General features: G+C 67.6%; 21 protein-coding genes. 10 read left to right on the top strand and 11 right to left on the bottom strand.

The window, feature by feature from the left end:
- Window positions 1-40: 40 nt before the first annotated feature.
- Window positions 41-844: a CoA pyrophosphatase gene (locus tag ABE483_RS16155; RefSeq protein WP_070426970.1), complete on the top strand. Its 804-nt coding sequence runs from the start codon at window positions 41-43 to the stop codon at window positions 842-844.
- On the top strand, window positions 841-1,731 hold the full coding sequence (locus ABE483_RS16150; RefSeq protein ID WP_346482033.1) for a sulfurtransferase: 891 nt from the start codon (window positions 841-843) through the stop codon (window positions 1,729-1,731). The genes ABE483_RS16155 and ABE483_RS16150 overlap by 4 nt, the downstream gene beginning before the upstream one ends.
- Window positions 1,732-1,734: 3 nt before the next feature.
- Here ABE483_RS16150 and ABE483_RS16145 read toward each other — a convergent pair whose 3' ends face one another.
- Complete coding sequence (locus tag ABE483_RS16145; protein WP_070426972.1) at window positions 1,735-2,304, bottom strand: N-acetylmuramoyl-L-alanine amidase; 570 nt, start codon at window positions 2,302-2,304, stop codon at window positions 1,735-1,737.
- Window positions 2,305-2,361: 57 nt separating this feature from the next.
- Here ABE483_RS16145 and ABE483_RS16140 point away from each other — a divergent pair, with 57 nt between their 5' ends.
- The 3 genes from ABE483_RS16140 to ABE483_RS16130 all read left to right on the top strand — a co-directional run bounded on the left by ABE483_RS16140 (window position 2,362) and on the right by ABE483_RS16130 (window position 5,694).
- Window positions 2,362-2,889: a hypothetical protein gene (locus ABE483_RS16140; protein ID WP_346482032.1), complete on the top strand. Its 528-nt coding sequence runs from the start codon at window positions 2,362-2,364 to the stop codon at window positions 2,887-2,889.
- 108 nt (window positions 2,890-2,997) lie between these two features.
- Window positions 2,998-5,142 carry a bifunctional 23S rRNA (guanine(2069)-N(7))-methyltransferase RlmK/23S rRNA (guanine(2445)-N(2))-methyltransferase RlmL gene (rlmKL, locus tag ABE483_RS16135; protein WP_346482031.1) on the top strand — a complete coding sequence of 715 codons (2,145 nt, stop codon included), beginning with the start codon at window positions 2,998-3,000 and terminating at the stop codon, window positions 5,140-5,142.
- 15 nt (window positions 5,143-5,157) lie between these two features.
- Window positions 5,158-5,694, top strand: coding sequence for a GNAT family N-acetyltransferase (locus ABE483_RS16130; protein WP_346482030.1), 537 nt, complete (start codon window positions 5,158-5,160; stop codon window positions 5,692-5,694).
- Window positions 5,695-5,789: 95 nt separating this feature from the next.
- On the opposite strand, the gene ABE483_RS16125 is transcribed toward ABE483_RS16130, so the two are convergent.
- From ABE483_RS16125 to ABE483_RS16110, 4 genes are all read right to left on the bottom strand, one after another.
- Entirely contained in the window at window positions 5,790-6,125 is a 336-nt protein-coding gene (locus tag ABE483_RS16125; RefSeq protein ID WP_346482029.1) for a DUF3325 domain-containing protein, read from the bottom strand.
- The gene (locus ABE483_RS16120; protein WP_313211710.1) at window positions 6,122-7,738 is read right to left on the bottom strand and encodes a PepSY-associated TM helix domain-containing protein; all 1,617 of its coding nucleotides are present in this window, start codon (window positions 7,736-7,738) and stop codon (window positions 6,122-6,124) included. Before ABE483_RS16120 ends, ABE483_RS16125 begins: the two co-directional genes overlap by 4 nt.
- Window positions 7,735-8,094 carry a DUF3649 domain-containing protein gene (locus tag ABE483_RS16115; RefSeq protein ID WP_237393520.1) on the bottom strand — a complete coding sequence of 120 codons (360 nt, stop codon included), beginning with the start codon at window positions 8,092-8,094 and terminating at the stop codon, window positions 7,735-7,737. Before ABE483_RS16115 ends, ABE483_RS16120 begins: the two co-directional genes overlap by 4 nt.
- 83 nt (window positions 8,095-8,177) lie before the next feature.
- Window positions 8,178-10,409 (bottom strand): TonB-dependent siderophore receptor, encoded by a 2,232-nt coding sequence (locus ABE483_RS16110; protein WP_346482028.1) that lies wholly within the window; start codon window positions 10,407-10,409, stop codon window positions 8,178-8,180.
- A 386-nt stretch (window positions 10,410-10,795) separates the two neighbouring features.
- On the opposite strand from ABE483_RS16110, the gene ABE483_RS16105 reads away from it, so the two are divergent.
- Window positions 10,796-13,156, top strand: coding sequence for a TonB-dependent receptor (locus ABE483_RS16105; protein ID WP_083279878.1), 2,361 nt, complete (start codon window positions 10,796-10,798; stop codon window positions 13,154-13,156).
- The gene (locus ABE483_RS16100; protein WP_313217777.1) at window positions 13,156-14,451 is read left to right on the top strand and encodes an aminotransferase class V-fold PLP-dependent enzyme; all 1,296 of its coding nucleotides are present in this window, start codon (window positions 13,156-13,158) and stop codon (window positions 14,449-14,451) included. Before ABE483_RS16105 ends, ABE483_RS16100 begins: the two co-directional genes overlap by 1 nt.
- 63 nt (window positions 14,452-14,514) lie before the next feature.
- Here the strand turns inward: ABE483_RS16100 and ABE483_RS16095 are convergent, their stop codons facing one another.
- From ABE483_RS16095 to ABE483_RS16085, 3 genes are all read right to left on the bottom strand, one after another.
- Complete coding sequence (locus tag ABE483_RS16095) at window positions 14,515-15,807, bottom strand: DUF445 family protein (RefSeq protein ID WP_346482027.1); 1,293 nt, start codon at window positions 15,805-15,807, stop codon at window positions 14,515-14,517.
- A gap of 65 nt (window positions 15,808-15,872) precedes the next feature.
- Complete coding sequence (locus ABE483_RS16090; protein ID WP_346482026.1) at window positions 15,873-16,748, bottom strand: plasmid replication/partition related protein; 876 nt, start codon at window positions 16,746-16,748, stop codon at window positions 15,873-15,875.
- A 79-nt stretch (window positions 16,749-16,827) separates the two neighbouring features.
- Window positions 16,828-18,180, bottom strand: a complete 1,353-nt coding sequence (locus ABE483_RS16085) for an aspartate aminotransferase family protein (RefSeq protein WP_346482025.1) — start codon at window positions 18,178-18,180, stop codon at window positions 16,828-16,830.
- Between the two features lie 114 nt (window positions 18,181-18,294).
- Here ABE483_RS16085 and ABE483_RS16080 point away from each other — a divergent pair, with 114 nt between their 5' ends.
- Window positions 18,295-19,797, top strand: a complete 1,503-nt coding sequence (locus ABE483_RS16080) for an aldehyde dehydrogenase (RefSeq protein WP_346482024.1) — start codon at window positions 18,295-18,297, stop codon at window positions 19,795-19,797.
- Window positions 19,798-19,803: 6 nt separating this feature from the next.
- Here the strand turns inward: ABE483_RS16080 and ABE483_RS16075 are convergent, their stop codons facing one another.
- Window positions 19,804-20,433 (bottom strand): hypothetical protein, encoded by a 630-nt coding sequence (locus ABE483_RS16075; RefSeq protein WP_346482023.1) that lies wholly within the window; start codon window positions 20,431-20,433, stop codon window positions 19,804-19,806.
- A gap of 173 nt (window positions 20,434-20,606) precedes the next feature.
- Here ABE483_RS16075 and ABE483_RS16070 point away from each other — a divergent pair, with 173 nt between their 5' ends.
- Window positions 20,607-21,884 (top strand): MFS transporter, encoded by a 1,278-nt coding sequence (locus tag ABE483_RS16070; protein ID WP_313217782.1) that lies wholly within the window; start codon window positions 20,607-20,609, stop codon window positions 21,882-21,884.
- Here the strand turns inward: ABE483_RS16070 and ABE483_RS16065 are convergent, their stop codons facing one another.
- Both ABE483_RS16065 and ABE483_RS16060 read right to left on the bottom strand, forming a co-directional pair.
- Window positions 21,885-22,346 carry a bacteriohemerythrin gene (locus ABE483_RS16065; protein ID WP_313211262.1) on the bottom strand — a complete coding sequence of 154 codons (462 nt, stop codon included), beginning with the start codon at window positions 22,344-22,346 and terminating at the stop codon, window positions 21,885-21,887.
- 70 nt (window positions 22,347-22,416) lie between these two features.
- A complete protein-coding gene (locus ABE483_RS16060) occupies window positions 22,417-23,763 on the bottom strand; it encodes a diguanylate cyclase (RefSeq protein ID WP_313217783.1) in 1,347 nt (448 codons plus the stop codon).
- A gap of 219 nt (window positions 23,764-23,982) precedes the next feature.
- On the opposite strand from ABE483_RS16060, the gene ABE483_RS16055 reads away from it, so the two are divergent.
- Window positions 23,983-24,420 carry a hypothetical protein gene (locus tag ABE483_RS16055; protein ID WP_346482022.1) on the top strand — a complete coding sequence of 146 codons (438 nt, stop codon included), beginning with the start codon at window positions 23,983-23,985 and terminating at the stop codon, window positions 24,418-24,420.
- Window positions 24,421-24,482 lie beyond the last annotated feature (62 nt).

The raw sequence follows: 24,482 nt of genomic DNA, 5'->3' as shown, positions 1-24,482 counted from the left end.
TGTTTCCGTGCAATCGCGGTACTGTTGACCGGTGCAATCGATGGAAGAATCCCCGCATGCCGTGCCCACTCCCTGCATCGGAATCTGCGCGCTGGATCGCGCCGGTGTCTGCACGGGCTGCCTGCGCACCGTGGATGAAATCACCCGCTGGCGAACCATGAGCCGACCCGAACAGCATCACGTCATGCAGCACACGCTGCCCCTGCGCGAACAACTGCGGCAATCGCTGCGCGGTTCGCTGGCCGAACACGAGCGCCTGCTGCGCGCGCTGCATCCGCTGGACCGGCCGCCGTCCGGCGATGGCTGGAACCGCAGCGAACTGATCGATCTGTTACCGCCCGGCCCGCCCGTTGAAGCGGCCGTGCTGGCCGGCATCATTCCGCGCGAGGGCGGCGCGCAGGTGCTGCTGACCCGGCGCACCGACACGCTGCGCCATCACGGGGGCCAGGTCGGTTTTCCCGGTGGCCGCATGGAGCCGGAGGACCGCGATGCCGTCGCCGCCGCGATCCGCGAGAGTGACGAGGAAATCGCACTCAAGCACGATCAGGTGCAGGTGCTTGGGTATCTGGATCCGTTCGTGACGATTACCGGCTACCGGGTCATGCCGGTGGTGGCCGTGATCGATCCTGCCTTCGTGGCCGTGCCCGAACCGGGCGAGGTCGCGGAAGTGTTCGAAGTGCCGCTGTCCTACCTGATGGATCCGGCCAACCTGCACCACGTGGAGATCGACCACCGCGGTCGCATCCGCCACGTGCTCGAATACGGCTGGCCCGGGCAGCGGATCTGGGGTGCGACCGCCGCCATTCTCTACAACCTGCGTCGCCGCCTGGAGCAGACCGCATGACCACGCCATTGATCGATGTCACCGCCCTCGCACAGGCGTTGGACGACGGCGCCACGCGCCTTATGGATGCACGTGCGACGGCCAGTGCCGCCCCCACGCTTCGGGTAGTGGATGCGCGGTTCTCGTTGGCCGATCCGCAGTCCGGTGCGGCGTTGTATGCACAGGGCCATCTGCCCGGCGCGCTGTACGCCGATCTCAACCGGGACCTGTCCGATCCTGGCCGCACCGGCCATGGCCGTCATCCGCTGCCGGACAGCGATGCGTTCGCCGCGCGCCTGGGCGCGTGGGGCATCGGGCCGGAAACCGAGGTCGTGGTCTACGACGCCGGCGACGGCAGCATGGCGGCCGCGCGGTTGTGGTGGCTGCTGCGGCTGATCGGGCATGCACAGGTACGCGTTCTCGACGGCGGATTTGCTGCATGGCAGGCCGCCGGTCTGCCGGTCACCGCAGCGCTGCCGCAGGTGACGCCGTTGCCGCCGTACCCGGGGCAGTTCGACCGCCGCCAGATCGCCTCGGTGGAGGAGGTGCAGGCGCGTCTCAAGCACGCGCCGGGCTGGCTGATCGATGCGCGGGCGGGCGAGCGTTTCCGGGGCGAAGTGGAGCCCTTGGATCCGGTCGCCGGCCACGTGCCCGGCGCGGTGAATCGTCCGTTCGCGTTGAACGTGCATGAGGGACGGCTGCGCCCTGCGGAGGATCTGCGCGCCGCGCTGCAGCCGCTGATCGGCATGCACGCACCGGACGAGGTCGTGCTGATGTGCGGCTCGGGCGTGACCGCCTGCCACCTGCTGCTGGCGATGGACGCCGCGGGCCTGGAAGGTGCGCGGATCTATGCGGATTCGTGGAGTGGCTGGGTCAGCGACCCGTCGCGTCCCGTCGCCACCGGCTGATCATCACCCACGCAGTTCCTGCAGCGGCACCGCCGCCAGCACGCGTGGCCACGGGAACATCGGACCCGGATCGCGCTTGCGCGGCACCCGCCGTTCCGGATCGTCGCTGGCCACTTCCTCGCGCGTATCCAGCCACTCATGCCCGGCGATATGGGCCAACGCGGGCAGCGTCCCGCACAGGTGTTGCAGCAGGTCGATCAGCGCCGCGATCTGCGCATCCGGGTAGGGCTCGTCCATCGCCTGGTGGCGGGAATCCCACCAGTGTGGGTAGCGCCCGGTGTTGACCAGTTCGATCCCGATCGAGCGCGGGTTATAGCCACTGACCTGATGCGCGACACGGTCCAATGACACGTATTGGACGATGCGCCCATCGCGGTCGATGTAATAGTGGCCACTGTTGCCGGTGCCGCTGTCATACAGCACGCGTTCGCCGTACTCGCGTGCCATCGCCAGGTCCGGCAGTTCGGTGCAGTGGATGACCACCAGATCGATCTCGTCGTGCGTGCGGGGCAGCAGCCTGTCCTGGTAGGGCAGGGGCTGTGCATCGATGGCGGGCGGGGCGCGGTCGGGCATGCGGCGATGCTAGCATTCAGGCATGAACGCTCCTATCGATTCCCGCGCGGTGTGCGCATGAGCCGCGGCCACTGCATCCTCTCCCATGGCTTTGAAAGCGGCCCGGACGCCATCAAGGTGACCGCCCTGGCCGACGTCGCCGAGCGCCTGGGCTGGACCCACGAGCGCCCGGACTACACCGATCTGGACGCCCAGCGCGAGGTCAGCAGCCTGGGCGATGTGCGCGCCCGCCTGCAGCGCCTGGTCACCCTGGCCACCGCCCGTGTCGTCCAGGGCCCGGTGGTGCTGGCCGGCTCCAGCCTGGGTTCGTACATTTCGGCCATCGCCTCGCTGCAGGTGCCGGTCCAGGGCCTGTTCCTGATGGTGCCGCCCACCCGGATGGGGCCGATGCCGGCGCTGGATGCCGCCCGCGTGCCGACCAGCGTGGTCCACGCCTGGCACGACGAGCTGATCCCGCCGGTGGAGGTGATCGCCTGGGCCCAGGCCCGCTCGGCCCGCCTGCTGATGGTGGACGACGGCCACCGCCTGACCGATCACGTCGAGGCCTCGAGCCGGGCCTTCGAGGAACTGCTGGCCACGCTGTAACCGGGCGTTCCAGCCCGCCTCACGTACAATGGCCCCCCGGACACCCGTGCCCGGCTGCTTGCCGTGCCCGTGGGCACCCCCTCTCCGCTGACCTGCGATACCGATTCCGTGAAATTCTTTGTTTCCTGCGCCAAGGGCCTGGAGTATCTGCTCGCCGACGAACTGTTGGCGCTCGGCCTGGAAAAGGCCACCGCCACCATTTCCGGCGTCAACGCCGAGGGCGAGCTGGCGCAGGCGCAGCGCGTGGTGCTGTGGTCGCGCCTGGCCAGCCGGGTGCTGTGGCCGCTGACCGAGTTCGACTGCCCCGACGAAGGCTCGCTCTACCAGGGCGTGTCGGCGATGGCGTGGGAGCAGCACATCAGCCCCGAGCTGACCCTGTCGGTGGACGCGCATGTGTCCGGCACCGAGATCACCCATGCGCGCTTCGCCGCGCAGCGGGTCAAGGACGGTGTGGTCGACAGCCTGCGGTCGCAGGGCCTGGAGCGGCCGTCGGTCAACACCGACTTCCCGGACGTGCGCATCAACCTGTCGCTGCGCAAGGGCCGGGCCACGATCTCGATCGACCTGGGCGGTGGCCCGATGCACCGCCGCGGCTGGCGCATGGCGCAGAACGATGCGCCGCTGAAAGAAAACCTGGCCGCCGCGGTGCTGCTGCGCGCCAACTGGCCGAAGATCCACAGCGAAGGCGGTGGCCTGCTCGACCCGATGTGCGGCAGCGGCACGCTGCTGATCGAAGGCGCCTTGATGGCCGCCGACGTGGCCCCGGGCCTGCAGCGCCACGGCAGCATTCCGCCGAGCCGCTGGCTGGGCTTCGACCGCGACGCCTGGAACAGCCTGATGGAAGAAGCGCGCGCCCGCGAAACCGCCGGCCGCAGCGCACTCAAGCAGGTGATCCACGGCAGCGACGTGGATCCGCACGCCATCTATGCGGCCAAGCAGAACGCCGAAACGGCCGGTGTGGGCCATGCCATCTGGTTCGGCGTGCGCGACATCACCGATGTGCAGGTTCCGCCGCAGGAGACCGGCTGCGTGGTCTGCAACCCGCCCTATGACGAGCGCCTGGCCGCCGACGCGGTGCTGTACCGCCAACTCGGCGACGCGCTCAAGCGCGCGGTGCCGCAGTGGCGCGCCAGCCTGTTGTGCGGCAGCGCCGACCTGGCCTTCGCCACCGGCCTGCGCGCCAACAAGAAGTACCAGCTGTTCAACGGCGCCATCGAGTGCGCGCTGATCGTCTGCGACCCGATCGCGGTACCGCAGCGCGAGAACACCGGCCAGCCGCGCGAGCTCAGCGAAGGCGCGCAGATGGTGGCCAACCGCCTGCGCAAGAACATCAAGAAGTTCAAGACGTGGCGGACGCGCGAGAGCATCACCTGCTACCGCGTTTACGATGCCGATCTGCCCGAGTACGCGGCCGCCATCGATGTCTATGAAGAAGACGGTGGTGCCCGCCGGACCTTCCTGCATGTGCAGGAATACGCGGCCCCGGCGACCATTCCGGATGTGGATGTGCGTCGCCGCCGCAACGAGCTGCTCTCGGCCGCGCGCGAGGTCTTCCAGGTGCCGGCCGAGCAGGTCGCGCTGAAGTCACGCGAGCGTGGCAAGGGCGGCAGCAAATACGGTCGTTTCGAGCAGCGCGGCGAGTTCGTGCTGGTGCGCGAGAACGATGCGCTGCTGCGCGTGAACCTGTTCGATTATCTGGACACCGGCCTGTTCCTGGACCACCGTCCACTGCGCTGGCACATGGCGCAGGAAGCCCAGGGCAAGCGCTTCCTCAACCTGTTCTGCTACACCGGTGTCGCCTCGGTGCAGGCCGCCGTGGCCGGTGCCGCGACCACCACCAGCGTGGATCTGTCCGGTACGTACCTGCAGTGGTGCGCCGACAATCTCGCGTTGAACGGCAAGGGCGGCAGCCAGCACCAGCTGATCCAGGCCGATGCGCTGGCGTGGCTGGAAGCCGAACGTCACCGCTTCGACGTGATCTTCTGCGATCCGCCGACGTTCTCCAACTCCGCCCGCGCCGATGACTTTGATATCCAGCGCGAACACGTGCGCCTGCTGCGCGCGGCCGTGGCGCGCTTGAGCCCGGAAGGCGTGCTGTATTTCTCCAACAACTTCCGCCGCTTCAAGCTGGACGATGAAGCGATCAAGGAATTCGCGGAGTGCAAGGAGATTTCGCCCGAGACCATCGGGGCGGACTTCGAGCGCAACCCGCGCATCCACCGCGCGTGGGAACTGCGCCGCTACGGCGCCTGACGGGAACGGGCTGACATGGACGACAGTCAGCTCCACGCCGACGGGCTGCTGCTGCGACCGTTCGAGGATGCCGACGCCGCTGCGTTCGCAGCGGCGGTGCGTGAGTCGGCCGAGGGCATGCGGCGCTGGATGCCGTGGAGCTCGGTCGACTACCGCGTCGAGCAGGCGCTGCAATGGTTCCAGGCCTGCCGGGACGGCTGGGCGGCAGGGACGGCCTGCGAATACGGAATCTTCGACCAGGACACGGCCGCCTTCGTCGGCGGCGCGGGATTGAACAAGATCCAGCACGATCCCCGTTTCTGCAACCTGGGCTACTGGGTGCGGCAGTCGTGCCGTGGCCAGGGCGTGGCGCCCCGCGTCGTGCAGGCGCTGGCGGCCCAGGCGTTCGGGCCGCTGGGCCTGCATCGGGTGGAGATCGTCGTTGCGGTAGACAATCTCGCCAGCGAACGGGTGTCGGTGAAGGCCGGCGCCCTGCGCGAAGGCGTGGCGCGCAACCGTCTGGTCATCGACGGCCGTCCGGTCGCGGCGCACATGTTTTCACTGGTGCCCTGACCGGCGATCGCGATGCGGCGACGCCCGTGAGGGTGCGGCGGGTGCACCGCAGGGATCGATCTGAAGGTAGAGCCACGCCATGCGTGGCTGCTCCCTCAACGCGCGACCAGCGCCACCGCCAGCCCCACCACCGGCAACGCCCAGGCCAGCGGCGCGATCCACCGGGGGCGGTACGGGTACAGCCCGAACGCAATCACCACCCCGCTGATCGTCAGCGCACCCAGCCACAGCACCGGACCGATCGCCCAGCCGTGGTCCAGCACGCACAGTGCGAATGCGACGGTCAGCAACGTCCAGCCCACCCAGCGCCACACCCGCATGCGCGATGCGCTGGCGCCGGCTTTGCCGTGCAGGTCCAGCTGGTGCTTGTCCATGGCCAGCGACAACGCCGTGAACGCCGAGAAGCTCAGCGTGATTGCGAGCAGCATCATGCCGTCGCCCCCGCAGCAGCGGCCTGCTGACGGCGTTTCTTCTCGGCCGCACTCAGCGGTGGCTGCCAGCGCTGCATGCGATGACCGCAGTAGGCCAGCATCGCGCCGAAGGCGAGCATGGTCAGATCGAACCCGGCGAGCACCCAGTCACCGGTGCGCAGGGTGACGCCCAGATGCGCATGCGTGGTGAATGCGTTGACCACCGGAATCAGGGCGAACAGCACGCCACCCAGGTACAGCTGCCAGGTCCACATCCTCCGCTTGGGCCAGAGGAAACCGGCCAGCAATGCGGCGGCCCATGCATAGAAGAACGCATTGACCTCGGCGTTGGCACGCTCGGCCATCTGGACCGGCAGCAGACGATTGGCCAGGAAATAGGTGGCGAAAGCGATCGGCAGGCCGGCCACCGCACCGATATTGAGCGCGTCGACCAGGCGCAGGCCGAACCCGGTCTTGCCGGACTTGGCGTGCTTGGGTCGTTCCTTCACCGCCCATAGCACCACGCCGCTGGCGACCATCAGGCAACCGATCAGCCCGGACAGGAAGAACAGGGCACGCAGGCCCCAGTCGGCGAAGCGCGCCAGGTGCAGGCCGTACATCACGCCACGGGTCTGGGTGGCACCGCCCGAGGCCGGGCTGGCCTCGAGCAACTGGCCGGTGATCGCGTTGAAGCGCAGCGACGGGGTATCCACCGACAGGCGCTTTCCATCGCGCTGGGTGATATCCACGATCGCATTCGCCGCGCCCGGGTGGTAGAGGGTGAAGCCGGCCACATCCGCGCCCTTCCATTCGGCGCGCGCGCTGTCCAGCAACTGCTGGATGGGCAGTGGCGTGGCGCGTCCTTCGGCCGGGGTCTCGATCTCGGCCAGACGCGCGAAGGCCTCGCTGAAGAACGCTTCCTCATCCTTGGGATAGGCCACGCTCACGCCCCACGGCAGGTACATGAACATCAACGTGACGATGCCGGTGTAGGTGATCATCGCGTGGTACGGCAGCGCCATCACCGCGCTGACGTTGTGGAAATCCAGCCACGACCGCAGGCCCTTTTCCGGGCGGAAGGTGAAGAAGTCCTTGAAGATCTTCTTGTGCGTGATCACGCCGGTGATGATCGCCACCAGCATGAACATCGCACAGAAGCCGACCAGGTAGCGGGCCCAGTAAACGGGGATGTAGTGCAGGTCGAAATGCAGGCGGTAGAAGAAGTCACCGCCGCGGGTTTCGCGCGCGGCGATCTCTTCGCCGGTGTTCGGATCGACGGTGGCATCGCCGAAGCGGCCTCCGCCGCGCCGGCGGCGCTCGCCTTCCACCGGCGGCTTGACCATCGATTCGGGGTTGCGCCAGAACATGCGCATCGCCGGGTTGCGCGGGTCGGGCAGGGTGACATTCCAGCTCTCGGCCTGCGGCGCCTTGTGCTGCAGGAAGGTGAGAGCACGCTCGGCGGCCACATCGGCACTCACGCTGCTGCGCGGCAGCTCCGGGCGCATCCAGCGGCTGATTTCCTCGCGGTAATAGCTGGCCGTGCCGGCCATGAAAATCAGCAGCAGCAGCCAGCCGACCAGCAGGCCGGTCCAGGTGTGCAGCCAGGCCATCGACTGGCGGAATCCGTTCTTCATGCGGCCCCCTGCAGCAGGCGGGTGCCGAGCCAGAACAGCGCCGTCGGGATCAGGATGCCGACCCACGCGCGCAGCGCGGTACGGGTAGCGAACGCCCACAGTGCCGCGCAGGCGCACAGCACGATCGCCACCAGCATGCCGGTCAGCACCGCTTGCCCGCGTGCGATCGGCAGCGCGACCGCAAAGAACATCGAGCAGGTCGCGGCCAGCGCGTAGCCGCCGAAGATCGCGGCGAGCGAACGTGACAGGACACCCAGCCATGGGCGGGCGAAGAAGGAACCAAGACGGTTGAACCTGGCGCTGGCGTGCGGCGTGCTGTCCACGGAAACCTGCTGATCGATCGGGGAAACGGGCATCACCGGCCGCAGCCGGTGATGAATGATAGTGGCCATCCCTGGCCGTGTTCACTGCGCGTCGCAGTGGTCCCTTGGAGCCGGTGTCAGAGCTTCCAGCGCAGGTTCAACATCACGTTGCGCGGTTCGCCCCAGTACACGCCGTTGTAGAAACCGACGTTGCTGTAGTACTTCTTGTCGAGCAGGTTGTTGACGTTGAGCTGCGCGGAGAAATTGTCATTGAAGCGGTAGGCGGCGAACACATTCACCAGGTAGAACGCATCCTGGGTGATGAACGCCGATTCGGTGCGGCCACTGGTCGCGTAATCGGCACGCGGCTTGGTGCTGGCGCGGTAGATACGACTCTGCCAGGTCACGCCGCCCCCCAGCGAGAGGCGGTTCCACTCACCACTCGGGCGCCAGCTGGTGTTGAGCCGGAAGGTGTCCACCGGGTTGGTGGTGTTCTGCGCCACGCCCGCCTGGTTGCGGATGGTGGTGTGCGCGAAACCGGCCGAGACGTTCCAGTTCTCGGTCAGGCTGCCCTGGGCTTCCAGTTCCCAGCCCTTGACCTTGTTGCCCTTGCCGGTGGAACGGTAGGCGCTGCTGCCATCGGGCAGCGAGGCGGCCGGTACCGAATCATCGAGCTCGGCGACATTGTCCTTCTCGCCCTTGAACACCGCGGCGGAGGTGTTCAGGCGGCCACCGAAGAATTCACCCTTCAGACCGGCCTCCCACATGTCGCCGACCACCGGCTCCAGGTAATCGTTGTTCTTGTCGCGGTAGTCCTGCGGCTGGAAGATGTCGGTGTAGCTGGCGTAGGCGCTGAACTGCCTGCTGAAATCGTAGACCAGGCCGAAATAAGGGGTCAGCGAATCGTCCGGCTTGTAGCCGCCGCGGGTGGTACCGGTGCGGTTGCCGGCCGCATCGTTGGTATAGCGCCAGCTGCGGGTCTCCCAGCTGCCATAGCGCGCGCCGAGCACGGCCAGCAACGGATCGGCCAGCTGCAGGCGGGCGGCCACGTAGGCGGCCTTCTGCGTCAGCTCGTTCTCCGAGGCCAGCCAGTCATGCCGGGTGAGCGGCAACGGGGCAACGTCGCCGGTCCAGGTGCGCCAGTCCGGTACCACGTCGTAGCCCGGCGGCTGCACGAACTCCGAGGCAGGCGATTCGCCCTTGCGAACGGACTGGCCGACGCCGAACACCAGTTCATGCTCGCGGCCGAACAGCTGGAACGGGCCGCTGGCGTTGAGGTCGAACACGTTCATTTCGCTGCGTTCGGCGAAATGCGAAAGGTAGGCGCGCACACCGGTACCATCCGGCGCGGGATAGCCCTGCGCGCCGTACCAGACGTCGCCATCGGTGTTGCGCTTGGCCTGGGTCGCGCTGGCCTTGAGCGACCAGCCGTTGCCGAGCTGCTGCTCCAGGCGCATGAAGGTGGTCTTTTCCACGATCGGCCAGCTGCTCCAGCTTGCCGACAGGTTGGTCGAGCGCGGCAGGTTGGCCGGCTTTCCGTCCGGGCCCCAGTACGGCACCACGCCCCAGGTCACGCCCTTGGTTTCCGGCGACTGGTAGTCATAGCCGACTTCGAACAGGGTGCTGTCGGTCAGGTCGGCCTGGACGATGCCGTAGAACACGTCCTTGTCGAGACGGTACACATCGCGGAAGGAATCGCTCTGCTGCTTGGCGGCGACAAAACGCGCACGCACGCGGCCGTCCAGCGCGACCGGGCCGCCGATGTCCGCTTCCAGGCGCTGGTTGCCCCAGCGGCCCAGGGTCAGGCCGGCGCTCATCGCCATCTCCTGGGTCGGGCGCTTGCGGACCATGTTGATGGTGCCCGACGGATCACCGGCACCGGTGGTGAGGCCGGTCGCGCCGCGGACCACTTCGATGCGCTCGTAGATCGCGCTGTCGGTGTTGGTCTTGAGCGAGCCACCAAACGTGTTGAGCATCCCGTCGATCTGGAAATTGGTGATGCTGTAGCCACGCGAGATGTAGTTGATGCGCTCCGAATCGGTGACCGATACATGCACGCCGGTGACCTGGCCCATCACGTCGGACAGCGCGTACAGGCCCATGTCGTCCAGGCGCTGGCGGGTCAGCACGGTGACCGACTGCGGGGTGTGGCGCAGCGACAGGTTCAACTTGGTGGCGGTGCTGGCCTGCTTGACTGTGTAGGAATTGGGAATCTCGCCGTCGGCGGTCACCTTGATCGTGTCCAGCGTGGTCGCATCATTCGGCCCGGCCTCGGCGAAGGCGGGCAGTGCAGGCCCGGCGAGGGCAGCAACCAGCGCGATGGCCAACAACGATGGCCGGGACAACGGTGACGCGGACGAACGGGACATGGCAACACTTCCAGTGTGAGAAAACGGCAGCACGCACAGCGACGCTGCCAGAGGCGGCAGGGCAGGCAGGGCAGCGGATCAGGGGGTGTACACGGGGCGTTGCGCGGGGAGGGCGTGATGCTTCCGGGCGCCGGTTGGCTAGGCGTACAGCCGATCAGTGAATGATAGTCATTATCATTTCGTTAGACAAGCGTCATGGCGGTGTCGAGAGCGGGGAAAGCCGTGCGCTGGCGTATGTGTGGCGGGCTGCAAGAACGTCGCCTGCGTGTCATTGCCGGGCAATATCGCGTCAACAGACTGTGAGGATGTCGTGACACGCCGTTACGGCATCCCCCCTCTGTTCGTCCGCGGAGTCGTCAGTGAATCGTTGTGTGCTTGCTGTAGCGGTGTTGTCCGTCCTTACCTTTGCCACGGCCGCCGATGCGCGTGCCGAGGCCGCCCCGGCAGGGACTGCCGCGGCCCCCGCCACCCTGGACACGATGATCGTCACCGGCACGCGCGGCAGCAACCGCACCCAGTTCGACACGCTGGCCCCGGTGGACGTGTTCTCGCAGGAAGAGATCCAGGCGATCGAGTCGTCCGACCTCAACGACGTGCTGGCCCAGCTGGTGCCTTCCTTCGTGGTCCAGCGCATGCCGATGAACGATGGCCTGGTGTTCGTGCGGCCGGCCACGCTGCGGGGTCTCTCGCCGGACCAGACCCTGGTGCTGGTCAACGGCCGCCGCTTCCACCGTTCGGCGCTGCTGGGCGCACGCGGCGCGCAGGGGCCGGACCTGGCGCAGATTCCGGTGCATGCGATCCAGCGCATCGAAGTGCTGCGTGATGGCGCGTCGGCGCAGTACGGCTCGGACGCCATCGCCGGGGTGATCAACATCATCCTGGATGACCGCGTCGGCGGGGAACTGTCGCTGGGCCTGTCCGAATACAGCGAAGGCGATGGGACCGGTCGCAAGATCGGCGGCCGGCACGGCTTCGCGCTGGGTGACAAGGGCAGCCTGTCGCTGTTCGCCGACTGGGACAAATCCGACGCGACCTCGCGCAGCCGCCAGCGCGCCGATGCGATCGCCTTCCAGAACGCCCACCCGGATCTGGTCGTGCCCGATCCGGTGCAGCGCTGGGGCCAGCCGGACCTGGAAAACCGCCATTTCGGCTTCAACCTCAACCTCGCCTTGAACGACAGCGTCGACCTCTACGGTTTCGGTCTGTACGGCCACAGCGAAGGCGTCAGTGATTTCAACTGGCGCAATCCCGATGGCACCGCCTCGGTCTATAACCGCAGCCGTGTGTTCCCCGGCTGGGACGCGCGCAGCCTGTACCCGACCGGCTTCAGCCCGAAGTACGGCAACGAGCAGGACGACCTGCAGGGCGTGCTCGGTCTGCGCGGTTACTGGGGCGAGCGCTGGCGCTGGGATGTGAGCGGCTCCTACGGGCGCAACCGCATCGACTACACGCTGGGCCATTCGATCAATGCCTCGCTCGGCCCGGACAGCCCCACCTCGTTCTACCTCGGCCGCCTCTCGCAGGAGGAGAAGAACCTCAACGCCGATATCGTCTATTCGCTGCCGGTCAGCGCGCTGGCCGCACCGATCAACATCGCCTTCGGCGCGGAGACGCGCGAGGAAACCTACGGGGTGGATGCCGGTGATCCGGCGTCGTATGCGATCGGGCCGGGGGCGGTCACCGGCCTGGCCGGTGGCGCCAACGGTGCGCCGGGTTTCAGTGCGGCCAATGCCGGGCGCTGGAGCCAGCGCAGCCGCGCGGCCTACATCGATGTCGAAGCGCCGTTGACCGCGCGCTGGACGGTCGGCGCAGCCACCCGCTACGAGCACTTCTCGGCCTTCGGTGAGAGCGTGGACGGCAAGCTTTCCAGCCGCTTCGAGTTCACCCCGGACCTGGCCGTGCGCGGTTCGGTCTCCACCGGCTTCCGCGCGCCCACGCCGGGCCAGCTGTACACGCAGAGCACCCAGCAGGGACTGGATACCGTGACCTTGCAGGTGTTCACCACCGGTCGCCTGTCGCCCAGCGATCCGCTGGCGATCCAGCTCGGCGCCCAACCGCTCAAGCCGGAACAATCGCGCACCGCCTCGCTCGGGCTGACCTGGAAGAACGACCTGGGCTTCTCCGGCTCGGTGGACCTGTACGACATCAAGGTCACCGACCGTTTCAGCCAGTCGGCCTCGTTCGCGGTGCCCGCCGGCGTGCCCAATCCGCTGGCGTATACCTCGGTGAGCTTCTACACCAACGATTTCGACACCACCACCCGCGGTGTCGATGTGGTGGCCAGCCACACCACCGCACTCGGGGCGGGCCGGCTGAGCACCACGCTGGGCTACAACTACAACCAGACCCAGGTGGACAGCGGTGCCACCGGCGTGGCCACCAATGAAAGCCAGCGCCGCATTTTCGAAGAGCGCCTGCCGCGGCAGAAGGCCACGCTCAGCAGCACGTATGCGTGGGGCCGCTTCAGCGTGCTCGGCAAGCTGCGATACTACGGGGCATGGACGGACTCTTCGGGCAATGCCACCGGCGACATCTTCCAGCGCTTCGGAGCGATGAGCTTCGTCGATCTGGCCGTGAGCTGGAATGTCACCGAGCAGCAGACGCTGCGGATCGGCGCGGACAACCTGTTCAACCGCTACCCGGACGAGGCCAGCTTCCAGGCCAGCCGTGGCTTGATCTACTCGCGGAACGCGCCGTATGACACCGACGGCCGCAACCTCTATGCCGAATACCGGATCCGCTACTGATGGACCGGCAACGACGTGCTCTGCTGCGTGGCGCACTGGCCCTGCCAGTCGCTGCGGCACTCTCCGGTGCGAACGCCATGGACGCTGAGCCGCTGGCGCTGCCGGCAGTGGGCGCGCGCACGCCGGCCGAGCTGGCCGCCGACGAAACCTGGTGGGCCCAGGTGCGCGCGCTGTACGACCTCACCGACGAGGTCGTGATGCTGGACAACGGCTACTGGGGCGCGATGGCGCGCCCGGTGCTGCAGGCCTACCAGCAGGCCACCGCCACGGTGAATGCCGGCAACGCCTGGTTCGGGCGCTTGGCGTTTCCACCGCTGTTTGAGCAGGCCCGCGTGCGTCTGGCGCAGGTGCTGGGCGTGGAGACCGACGAAATCGTGCTCACCCGGGGCGCCACTGAAGCGATGCAGGTGCTGATCGGCAGCTACCGCGGGCTGTCGCCGGGTGATGCGGTGATGTATGCCGATACCGACTACGACAGCATGATCAGCGCGATGCAGTGGCTGCAGGCGCGGCGCGGTGTGCAGCCGGTGGCGATCACGCTGCCTGAGCCATTCGACCATGACAGCATCGTGGAGACGTACCGCCGCGCGCTGGCCGCCAACCCGCGCGTGCGCCTGCTCCTGCTGACCCACGTCAACCACCGCAACGGCATGCTGCTGCCGGTGGCCGAGATCGCCGCGCTGGCCAGGGCGGCGGGCGTGGAGGTGGTGCTCGATGCGGCGCACGGCATCGGCCAGGTGGATACGCCGCTACGCGCGCTGGGCGTGGATTTCATCGGGATCAACCTGCACAAGTGGATCGGCGCGCCGGTCGGCGTCGGCGCGGTGTATGTCCGCCGCGGGCGGGTGCGCGATCTGGATCCGTACATGGGCGAGCAGGACCACGACGACATCCGTACCCGTGTGCACACCGGGACGGTCAACTTCGCCGCCTACATGGCGTTGCCGGTCGCGCTGGATCTGCACGAGCGCATCGGTGTGGCCAACAAGCGGGCGCGGCTGCTGCGCCTGCGCAATCAGTGGATGGACGCGTTGCGCGGCGACGAACGCCTCCAGCTGCTGGGCTCGGACGATCCGCGCCTGTCCAGTGCGATCACCTCGTTCCGGCTGCGCGGGCAGACCACGATGCGCGACAACACGGCCACCTCGCAGCGGATGGTGAAGCAGTCCGGCGTGTTCGTGGTGCCGCGCGAAGGGCTGGCTTCGGGCGCCTGCCTGCGGGTCACGCCGGGCATCTTCAGCACGCCGGCGCAGATGGACGCACTGGTGGCGGCGGTACGCGCGGTCGCTGCTTGAGGCACCCAACGACGCGGGCGGTGTTTCCGCCAGCGTCGCCAGCCGACGTCAGCGGTCATCGCGTTACCAGTGGAACCACACCGTCAGCGCATGCAGGATCACGCCGATCAGGCCACCCACCAGGGTGCCGTTGAAGCGGATGAACTGCAGGTCGCGGCCGACACTCAGTTCCAGCTGCTCGACCAGATGGCGTTCGTCCCAGCTTTTGACGGTCTGTGCGATGTGCTCGGTCACGCCGCTGCGCAGCCGCGTGGTCAGGCGCTCGGCACCGTCCATCAGGTGCTGGTTCAACGCTTCGCGCAGTGACGGGTCGGCCTGCAGCGCCTCGCCTACGGAGGCCAGGCTGCGGCGCAGATGGCCGGCCAGTGCGGAATCCGCGCTGGCCAGGTCGGCGCGCAGGCTGGCATGGATGCGCGCCCACAGGCCCTGCACGTACTCCTGCACGGCCGGGTGGTCGATCACCTGCTGTTTGAGCTGTTCCACCTTCTCGGCCAGGGCCGGGTCTTCGCGCAGCCGCTGGATGTAGTCGCTCAGCCAGGTCTCGTAATCGCGACGCAGCGGATGCTCGGGCTGGGCCAGGATCTGCTGCAGTTCCTCCAGCACCGCATGCGCCAGGCGCTCGGCGAGGGTGTCACCGATCTCGTCGATCGGCTTGACCCAGTTGACGGTGCTGGCCAGCTTGGGCCACTCGCGCTGGATGTAGCCCACGATCAATGTGGACGCGCGGTCTCTGACCTTCTCGTTGCCCAGCCAGTCGCTGATCCGGGTCAGGCCTTCGTCCAGCACGCGCTGGTGGCGGTTGTCGGCGGTGAGCAGGCCGAGCAGTTCTCCCGCGGTGGCGGCCGCGTTCCATTGCCGCAGCTGCTGGATCACAAAGCCCTGGATGCTCCGCCGCACGGCGGCCTCATCAAGGAAGTCCAGCGCCTGCAGCGCCCAGCCGCGCGCCATGTCGGCCAGCATGCGGGCCCGCGCCGGCTCGGCCAGCCAGCTGCCCAGGCGGCTGGCCGGATCGAACACCTGCAGCCGGGCCAGCAGGGCCTGCGGTTCCAGGAACTGGTCGCGCACGAACAGCGCCAGGCTGTCGGCGATCCGGTCCTTGCTGCGCGGGATGATGGCGGTATGCGGGATGGGCAGGCCGAGCGGGCGCCGGAACAGCGCCACCACCGCGAACCAGTCGGCCAGCGCGCCGACCGCGGCAGCCTCGCAGAACGCCGAGACCCAGGCCCAGATGCCGCGTTCGCCGTGCCAGTGGCTGACCGCGAAGCCGGCCAGCATCGCCACCAGCATGGCCAGGGCGATCAGTTTGAGCCGACGCAGCTGGGCGCGGCGCGGGTCGGGAGGGGAGGTGGGCGTCATGGCGGCAGTTTAACGACCCCGGCATGAGCAACAGGTAGTGCCGGCCGCTGGCCGGCAACCAGGCCTCAGATGTCCGCCACCTGCTTGCGCAGCGCGGCCAGCTGTTGGCGCAGGGTGTCGTTTTCCAGGGTCAGCGCGATGATGCGCTGGCGCAGCTCGGCAGGGCCTTCGCCCAGTGCGTTGAGCGCATCGGCGATCTCGGCGGCACGGCTGGGGTCGACTTCGGCGTCGCCGTCGGCACTGTGCAGCACCTCCTGGACCGGCTTGCGCGGCTTGCGCTTGGACTCGCGCACGCGCTTGGCGGCCTGCTTGAGCTCGTCCTTGCCGGCGGCGGCCGCGGCGCGTTGTTCGTCTTCGGGCAGGTCGGCCACGGCGGCCGCGGCGCTGATCGAGATCACCCCGGTCTTGACCGCTTCCACCAGCTCCGGTGCGGCCTGCTTGTGGATGCGCTCGATCATCGTCACCTGGCTGCTGCTCAGGCGCGCTTCGCGGGCCATGTCGGCGCGGCTGACCTTCGGCGCGGCCGCCCACGGCGGGCTGTCCTCGTCACCAGCATCGGCCGGGCCGCTGATCTCGCCATCGCTTTCCTTCTGCAGCTGGGCCTGATCGGCGCGGTGGCGCTCGGCCAGGATGTCGCGCTTGCGCAGCGCCAGCACGCCACGCTGGAAATCGGAGACGCTGCGGCGCCCCAGGTGCTGTTCGATCATCCACAGGTGGACGTCGTCCATCGACTGGAAGCGGGTGTTCTGGATCGTCTGGAACGGCAGGCCGTGCTTCTGGCAGATGCCGTAGCGGTTGTGGCCGTCCACCAGCACCTCGCCCCACAGCACCAGCGCATCGCGGCAGCCCTCTGCGAGGATGCTGCGCTCCAGCGCGTCGTGCTCGTCCTGCGTCAGCGGGTCGATGTAGGCCTTGAGTTCTTCTTTGACGACAATGTCCATGCAATCCGGTACGCGAGCGAAACGTGACCGACCATTGTAAGGATCGCGGCGGTCGCCGTCGTCGCCGCTGGATTCAGGCTCAGCCGGTGGCGCGGATCATCTCGCCCAGCACGTCCACGATCCGGTCGATGTGGCTGCGCTCCAGGATCAGCGGGGGCGACAGCGCAATCACATCGCCGGTGCAGCGCACCAGCAACTGGCCATCGCGGAAGCAGCGCTCGAACACCTCGTAGCCACGCGCGCCCGGGGCGCCCTTGCGGGGCATCAGCTCGACAGCACCGATGAGCCCGAAATTACGGATGTCCACCACATGCGGCACCCCGCGCAGGCTGTGCAGCCGCTCCTGCCAATAGTCGCCCAGCTCGATGGCGCGCTCGAACAGATGCTCTTCGGCGTAGGTATCCAGCGCCGCCAGGGCCGCTGCGCAGGCCAGCGGGTGGCCGGAATAGGTGTAGCCGTGGAAGAACTCGATGGCGGCCGGTGGGCCCTGCATGAAGGCGTCGTGGATCACTTCGCTGGCCAGCACCGCGCCCATCGGCACCGCGCCGTTGGTCAGCCCCTTGGCCAAGGTCATCAGGTCCGGGGTGACCCCGAAGCGCTGCGCGGCGAAGGCGTTGCCGACCCGGCCGAAACCGGTGATCACCTCATCGAACACCAGCAGGATGCCGTGCTGGTCGCAGATCTCGCGCAGGCGCTGCAGGTACCCCGGTGCGGGCAGGATCACCCCCGCCGAGCCGGCGATCGGCTCGACGAACACCGCCGCGATCGTGGATGCATCGTGCAGCGCGATCAGGCGTTCCAGGTCTTCTGCGAGTTCGGCACCGTGGCGCGGCAAGCCGGGGCTGAAGGCATTGCGCTCCAGATCGAGCGTGTGGCGCAGGAAATCGCTGCCGGGCAACAACGGCCCGAACGTCTTGCGGTTGTTGGGCAGGCCGCCGATCGACAGGCCGCCGAAGCCGACGCCGTGATAGGCCTTCTCCCGGCCGATGAAGCGGGTGCGGTGACCCTCGCCGCGCAGGCGATGGTAGGCCAGCGCGATCTTCATCGCGGTGTCGACCGCCTCGGAGCCGGAGTTGGTGAAGAACACATGGTTCAAGCGGGCCGGTGCCAGCGCGGCCAACCGCTGGGCCAGCACGAAGGGCAAGGGGGAGGCCATCTGGAACGGTGGCGCGAAATCCAGCGTGGCCGCCTGCTGCTGGATCGCCTGCACGATCCTCGGCCGCGCATGCCCTGCGTTGCAGCACCACAGGCCGGCCGCGCCATCCAGGATCGGACGGTCGTCGATGTCGTGGTAATACATGCCCTCCGCACGCACCAGCAGGCGCGGGGCCGCCTTGAACTGGCGGTTGGCGGTGAATGGCATCCAGTAGGCATCCAGGTCTGCGGGTGCCTGGCTGGCCAGGGTCGACAACGACGAATCGGGACGAGGCATGCGGCACTCCGCAAGGGCGCGATGGTCACGACTTTATCGCACTCGCCTCACGTCATCCCGTGATGGCGACGGGTATAACCGCCTTACCCGAATGAGTGAGCGAGGAGGACGCTGATGACCACCGCACGCACCCGTGACGACTGGCAACGCCAGGCCGATGCACTGACCTTCCAGGGCCAGGCCTTCATCGATGGGCGCTACGTGGACGCCGCCAGTGGCGCGCGCTATGACTGCGTCAGCCCGATCGATGGCCGCGTGCTGGTGCAGGTGGCCGACGCCGACACGACGGACGTCGATCGGGCGGTCGCAGCGGCGCGGCGCAGTTTCGATGCGGGCGACTGGTCGCGGGCGGCGCCCTCTCATCGCAAGCAGGTGCTGCTGCGGCTGGCCGACCTGGTGGAACAACACGCCGATGCGCTCGCGCTGCTGGAAACCCTGGACATGGGCAAGCCGGTCCGCGACGCACGCGAGGGCGATCTGGCCGGTGTCGTGCGCTGCCTGCGCTGGACCGCCGAGGCGGTGGACAAGGTGTACGGCGAGGTTGCCCCGACCGCGCTGGATACGCTGGGCCTGATCACCCGTGAGCCGGTGGGCGTGGTGGCGGTGATCGTGCCGTGGAACTTCCCGCTGCTGATGGCAACGTGGAAGATCGCGCCAGCCTTGGCGGCGGGCAATTCCTTGGTGCTCAAGCCCTCCGAGCGCTCGCCGCTGAGCGCGATCCGCCTGGCCGCGCTGGTGGCCGAGGCGGGGGTGCCTGATGGCGTGTTCAATGTGCTTCCCGGCCATGGCGAGCGGACGGGCGAACCGTTGGCGTTGCACATGGACGTGGATGCGCTGGCGTTCACCGGCTCCACCGCCGTCGGTCGGCGGTTGCTGCAATGCGCCGGGAAATCGAATCTCAAGCGCACCTGGCTGGAGTGCGGTGGCAAGAGCCCGAACCTCGTGTTCGCTGATGCGCCCGATCTGGACAAGGCCGCCCAGGCCGCTGCCACCGCGATCTTCTACAACCAGGGCGAGGTGTGCACCGCCGGCTCGCGCCTCCTTGTCCAGCGCTCGATCAAGGATGCCTTCGTGGCCCGCGTACTGGCGCATGGCCGGCATATGCAGCCGCAGCATCCCTTCGAGCCGGATGCCGCGATGGGCGCACTGGTCGATGAGGCGCATGCAGGCCACGTGCTGGAGTACGTAGCACGCGGCGAGGCCGAGGGCGCACGCCTGCTGCTGGGGGGCAAGCGGCTGGAGGTGGTGCCGGGTGGCAGCTATGTCGAGCCGACCGTGTTCGACGAGGTCGATCCGCAGCACACGATCGCCCGCGAGGAGATCTTCGGCCCGGTGCTGGCGGTGCTCACCTTCGATCACGAGGCGGACGCGCTGCGCATGGCCAATGATTCAATCTACGGGCTGGCCGCTGGCGTATGGACGCGCGACCTGGGCCGCGCACATCGGGTGGCACGCGGGCTGCGTGCGGGCAGTGTGTGGGTCAATCAATGGGATGGTGGCGACATGACCGCCCCATTCGGTGGCTACAAGCAGTCCGGCATCGGCCGCGACAAATCCCTGCACGCCTTCGACAAGTACACCGAGCTCAAGGCGACCTGGATCCACCTGGGCGGCTGACGCCGCTCAGCAGTCCTGGCTGTGGCGGATCAGCGACTCGCGCAGCAGGTCGCGATCCATTTCATCCACGGCGTTTCGCAGGTAGTCGATCTGCTGCCGCGTCAGGCGGCACGGGTCCACCGTGTAACCCGGGGGCCACGCGCCGATCAGCTGGAAGATGCCGTGCACGATCTGCTCCGGGGTCATCCCGACCTTCATACGGAAGCGCTTGCGCTTGGGCTGGAATGCCAGGTGCACATCCCGATCCCCCAGCACGCGTGGCGCCAGCGAGGCGGCATCGATACCGCTGCCCGTCAGCGAGGCAGGCACGCGCAGCTCCAGTACGGCCGGTGGTGCTGGCGGATCCACCACCGCAGCCGGCGATGCGGTGCTGGACGTGGCCACGAGAGGTGCAGCCAGGCGCCGCGACGCAGGCGGCTGCTGTGCTGGCGGCGGGGCGGGCGAGGGTAGGGGAACTGGTGCAGGCAACGGCCGCGGCAGCCAGTACACCGCCAGGCGGGCCTCCTCCGCAGCGCCACTGGGGGCCGGAGACCGCAGCAGCACGCCCAGCATCAGCCCGTGCACAACGATCACCACCGCGATGGCGACCGGCTGCGCCCAGCGCAAGGGGGCGGCACTCTTCCGTGAGGCTGACATCCGGGACCGTCCTGGCGGGGTGACCGCGTTGAGACCCTGCGGTGCCGGGGAAGTTCCTGCCGGATGCGCAGGTCGCCGAGGCGGTCACAGGCTGACAGTCTCGTCTGCAACCATTGCGGCAGCCAGCGGAAGGCCGTGGCAGAATCCGGCAGCTGCCTTTTTCTGCGTGCCCGATGTCCACACCTGCTGTCGCCCCTGTCGTGAACTCTCCCCGCCGCATTCTGCTGGCGAGCCTGATCGGCACCACCATCGAGTTCTTCGATTTCTACATCTACGCCACCGCCGCGGTGCTGGTGTTCCCGCACCTGTTTTTCCCCGAAAGCAGCGATGGGGCGGCGATGCTGCAGTCGCTGGCGACCTTCGCGGTGGCCTTCATCGCGCGGCCGGTCGGCTCGGCGGTGTTCGGTCACTACGGTGACCGCATCGGGCGCAAGGCGACGCTGGTCGCTGCGCTGCTCACGATGGGCATCTCCACCGTGGCGATCGGCCTGCTGCCCACGCATGCCAGCATCGGGCTGGTCGCGCCGGCACTGCTCGCGCTGTGCCGCTTCGGGCAGGGCCTGGGGCTGGGGGGAGAGTGGGGTGGCGCCGTGCTGCTGGCCACCGAGAATGCGCCGCCCGGCAAACGCGCCTGGTACGGCATGTTCCCGCAGCTGGGCGCACCGCTGGGCTTCCTGCTTTCGGCCGGTATCTTCCTGCTGCTGGGCCGCGCGATGAGCGAGGCCGATTTCCTGCAATGGGGCTGGCGCGTGCCGTTCCTGGCCAGTTCGCTGCTGGTCGGCATCGGCCTGTGGGTACGCCTGAACATCCACGAGACCCCGCAATTCCAGGCCGCGCTGGACCGCAACGAGCGGGTCAAGCTGCCGATGTGGACGGTGCTGCGCGAACATCCGCTGACGCTGGTGCTGGGCACCCTGGGGGCGTTCGCCACCTTCGTGCTGTTCTACCTGATGACGGTGTTCACCCTCGGCCACGGCACCACCGTGCTGGGCTACTCGCGTGAGCAGTTCCTGCTGCTGCAGATGGTCGGCATCCTGTTCTTCGCCGCCGGCATTCCCATTTCCGCGTTGTACGGCGACCGCTGGGGCACGCGCCGCACGATGATCGTGGCCAGCGGCCTGATCCTCGCCTTCGGCGTGGTGTTCGCGCCGCTGTTCCAGGCCGGCAGCCCGTGGCTGGTGCTGGGGTTCCTGGCGCTGGGCCTGTTCCTGATGGGCCTGACCTACGGCCCGTGCGGCACCTTCCTGGCCGAGATCTACCCGGTGCAGGTGCGCTATACCGGCGCCTCCTTGTCGTTCAACCTGGCCGGCATTCTCGGTGCCGCACCGGCGCCGTATGTGGCGACGTGGCTGGCCGAGCGCTATGGCCTGGTCGCGGTGGGCTATTACCTGTGCGTGACCGCATTGATCACCATCGTCGCCTTGCTGGCGATGGGGCGGCGCGGGCGCTGATCAGCGGAAGAAGCGCTTGAGCGTGCGGCCCAGCCAGCTGCCCTGCTGGTGGTCGCGCGCGAACTGGTTGAGGTGTTGTTTGACCTGCGGCGCGTACGCCTTGTCATCGCCACGGATATGGTTGAACAGCCAGCGCGACAGCATCGTGCGCAGCTCGTCGGTGATGTCCTCACCGGCCTGGAAACGCAGCCGGTACTCGCCCACGCGCTTGCCGAAGATTTCGTGCACGCGCTTGTGCGCCGCGCAGAACGGGTAGCCGGCTTCCTCCATCAGCTCTTCTTCGAAGGCGAAGTGGGACATCGTGTAGTCCACCAGTTCGTCGATGACCTCGGCCACGGCCAGCCGCTCCAGGCTCTTCTGGGCGACGTGCAGGTGGTTGAGCATCTCCACGATGCGCATGTGCTGGTGATCGATGACATCGATACCGATGTTCAGATCGTCCTGCCAGACCAGAAGTGCCATGGTGCGTTCCCCGCGCTGTTCAACTGGGGGCGACTCTAGGCAGTCGCGGCCGGGGCCGCGTTGATCTCGATCAAGGCGCCAGGGCAGGCTCGCGCTGGCGTGGGCCGGTCGCCACGGTGGCGCAATGGACGCGATTGCGGCCGCCGGCCTTGGCCAGGTACAGCTGCCGATCGGCCTCGGAAATCAGCCGGTGCAGTGAATCGCGCTGTGGCCGCAGGCAGCACAGCCCGATGCTGACCGTCATGCGCAGGGTGGTGTGGCCCAGGTCGACCTCCAGCGCGGCGATGCGCTGGCGCAGTTCGTCGAAGTAGTGCACGGCCTGCTCTTCATCCATGCCCGGTACCAGCAGGCAGAACTCCTCGCCGCCGAAGCGTGCGATCAGATCGTCCTGGCGCGCATGCTGGGCGACCGCTGCGGCCACCGCGCGCAGCGCATCGTCGCCGGCCTCGTGGCCATGGGTATCGTTGATGTGCTTGAAGTGGTCGATGTCGATCATCGCGACAGCCACCTGTTCGCCGTCCAGGTGCAGCTGCGGCAGCTGACGCTGACTCTGCTCCAGGAAGCAGCGACGATTCGGCAGCCCGGTCAGAAAATCGCGGGTAGCCAGGTCCTGCAGGGTGCCGATCAGCTCGAGCTGGTCCACGTTCTGCGAGACGCGGCAGAAGAACTCCTCGCGCGAGAAGGGCTTGCGCAGGAAATCGTTGGCGCCGTTCTTGAGGAAGCGCGGAATCAGCGAGGGATCGGTATTGCCGGAAATCCCGATCACGGCCAGCTTGTCGCGCGAGCGCATCGTGCGCAGGCGGCGGGTGAATTCCACGCCCTCCATGCCTGGCATCTCCTGATCGACCACCGCCAGCCGGATCGCCGGGTGCGCCTCGATGGCCTTCAGTCCCTCGGCGCCGTCAGCGGCCTCGTAGACATCGTGCCCATACATACGCAGCAAGGAGGCGGCGTACATCCGCGCCGACATCGAGTCATCCACCACCAGCGCGGCGATGCGCCGGTTGCGCTCCAGTCGTTGCACGAGCCACACCAGATAATCGATGCTGCCCGGGGTGTTCTTGAGCACGTAATCGATGATCTGCTGCTGCAGCACGCGCTTGCGCAGATCCTCGTCATACACGCCGCTGACGACCACGGTGGGCAGCCCGCGCGACAGGAAGTAGTCCACGACGGTATCGCGGTCGCCGTCGGCCAGCACCAGCCCGGTCAGGACCAGGAACCAACCCTGTTCCTCATCCAGCAGCCGCCCGGCCTCGGCCAGGCTGGTCGCCACCGAAACCGGCAGCTCCAGCCGCTGCTCGATCGCCTCACGCAGCATGCTGGTGAACGTGCGCGAGTTTTCCACCAGCAGGATCCGCTGGGGCAGGGCATCACCGGGGTCGCTGAGAACAGCGCCCTGCAACAGTGCCGGCATGAGGCGTACGCTCGGTTCCGAGTGGGTCGGGACTGGTAGCGGCGGTTTCACGCGTAACTTTAGGGAGAGGGGTGCCGCGAAATGTCGCAGCCTCCGTCTGGTTGCCGGGTGGGTCGTCGTCCTGTGCTGGCCGCTCAGGCGGCCCCGGCTTATCGATGGATGTCCGCTTACGGTTACTATCGCTGAAGTTCCCCTCAACGTTTTAATCAGGAGGTAAATGTGCGCATTCCAAGGATTGTTGGTGTTGTGGGTGTCGTTATTCTCGCGTCGGTTCCGATGGTTGGAATGGCGCAGTCAGATGGACACGGAACTCCTCTGGCAAAAAGTGGACTGGGCAGGGCGCAGCCGATCGCGGTCGATCTGAGTTTGGATCCGCAGTGGCACGTGTATGGGTTCACGCGCGATGGAATCTCTTATTTCCAGGTAAATGATTTCGTGGGGCGCGTTCAAGTGATCATCGGAAATGTAGATGATGCGTTCTGGACCCTGCCCGCTGGCGAAAGCTCGGCGAGTGTGTCGTTGCCACGGCAGCGCGTACGGCCGCCGGCAAACGCAGCGAGGGCCGAAATTTATAGAGGTTCCCGCTTCTCGCTGGTTCTCTACGGACATGGCAATGATGCTGTGTGGTCCGTTGAGGTCGCAGGTCAGCAGCCTTAGGATTCTGATAGATAGCCAGCGTTGACGTGCTGCCGGCGAGGGGTGGGGGGCCCCGCCCACCA

The organism is Stenotrophomonas sp. TWI602 (assembly GCF_039674045.1).
GTDB lineage: Bacteria > Pseudomonadota > Gammaproteobacteria > Xanthomonadales > Xanthomonadaceae > Stenotrophomonas.
This window is presented reverse-complemented; position numbering and strand designations above follow the sequence as displayed.

What these genes read in the sequence shown, in the direction of transcription:
- ABE483_RS16080 (WP_346482024.1), top strand. Translation starts at nt 18,295, where the DNA reads ATGACCACCGCACGCACCCGTGACGACTGGCAACGCCAGGCCGATGCA.
- ABE483_RS16120 (WP_313211710.1), bottom strand. Translation starts at nt 7,738, where the DNA reads ATGAAGAACGGATTCCGCCAGTCGATGGCCTGGCTGCACACCTGGACC.
- ABE483_RS16145 (WP_070426972.1), bottom strand. Translation starts at nt 2,304, where the DNA reads ATGCCCGACCGCGCCCCGCCCGCCATCGATGCACAGCCCCTGCCCTAC.
- ABE483_RS16095 (WP_346482027.1), bottom strand. Translation starts at nt 15,807, where the DNA reads ATGACGCCCACCTCCCCTCCCGACCCGCGCCGCGCCCAGCTGCGTCGG.
- ABE483_RS16085 (WP_346482025.1), bottom strand. Translation starts at nt 18,180, where the DNA reads ATGCCTCGTCCCGATTCGTCGTTGTCGACCCTGGCCAGCCAGGCACCC.
- ABE483_RS16090 (WP_346482026.1), bottom strand. Translation starts at nt 16,748, where the DNA reads ATGGACATTGTCGTCAAAGAAGAACTCAAGGCCTACATCGACCCGCTG.
- ABE483_RS16075 (WP_346482023.1), bottom strand. Translation starts at nt 20,433, where the DNA reads ATGTCAGCCTCACGGAAGAGTGCCGCCCCCTTGCGCTGGGCGCAGCCG.
- ABE483_RS16150 (WP_346482033.1), top strand. Translation starts at nt 841, where the DNA reads ATGACCACGCCATTGATCGATGTCACCGCCCTCGCACAGGCGTTGGAC.
- ABE483_RS16065 (WP_313211262.1), bottom strand. Translation starts at nt 22,346, where the DNA reads ATGGCACTTCTGGTCTGGCAGGACGATCTGAACATCGGTATCGATGTC.
- ABE483_RS16155 (WP_070426970.1), top strand. Translation starts at nt 41, where the DNA reads ATGGAAGAATCCCCGCATGCCGTGCCCACTCCCTGCATCGGAATCTGC.
- ABE483_RS16125 (WP_346482029.1), bottom strand. Translation starts at nt 6,125, where the DNA reads ATGATGCTGCTCGCAATCACGCTGAGCTTCTCGGCGTTCACGGCGTTG.
- ABE483_RS16140 (WP_346482032.1), top strand. Translation starts at nt 2,362, where the DNA reads ATGAGCCGCGGCCACTGCATCCTCTCCCATGGCTTTGAAAGCGGCCCG.
- ABE483_RS16110 (WP_346482028.1), bottom strand. Translation starts at nt 10,409, where the DNA reads ATGTCCCGTTCGTCCGCGTCACCGTTGTCCCGGCCATCGTTGTTGGCC.
- ABE483_RS16070 (WP_313217782.1), top strand. Translation starts at nt 20,607, where the DNA reads ATGTCCACACCTGCTGTCGCCCCTGTCGTGAACTCTCCCCGCCGCATT.
- ABE483_RS16060 (WP_313217783.1), bottom strand. Translation starts at nt 23,763, where the DNA reads ATGCCGGCACTGTTGCAGGGCGCTGTTCTCAGCGACCCCGGTGATGCC.
- ABE483_RS16100 (WP_313217777.1), top strand. Translation starts at nt 13,156, where the DNA reads ATGGACCGGCAACGACGTGCTCTGCTGCGTGGCGCACTGGCCCTGCCA.
- ABE483_RS16130 (WP_346482030.1), top strand. Translation starts at nt 5,158, where the DNA reads ATGGACGACAGTCAGCTCCACGCCGACGGGCTGCTGCTGCGACCGTTC.
- ABE483_RS16115 (WP_237393520.1), bottom strand. Translation starts at nt 8,094, where the DNA reads ATGCCCGTTTCCCCGATCGATCAGCAGGTTTCCGTGGACAGCACGCCG.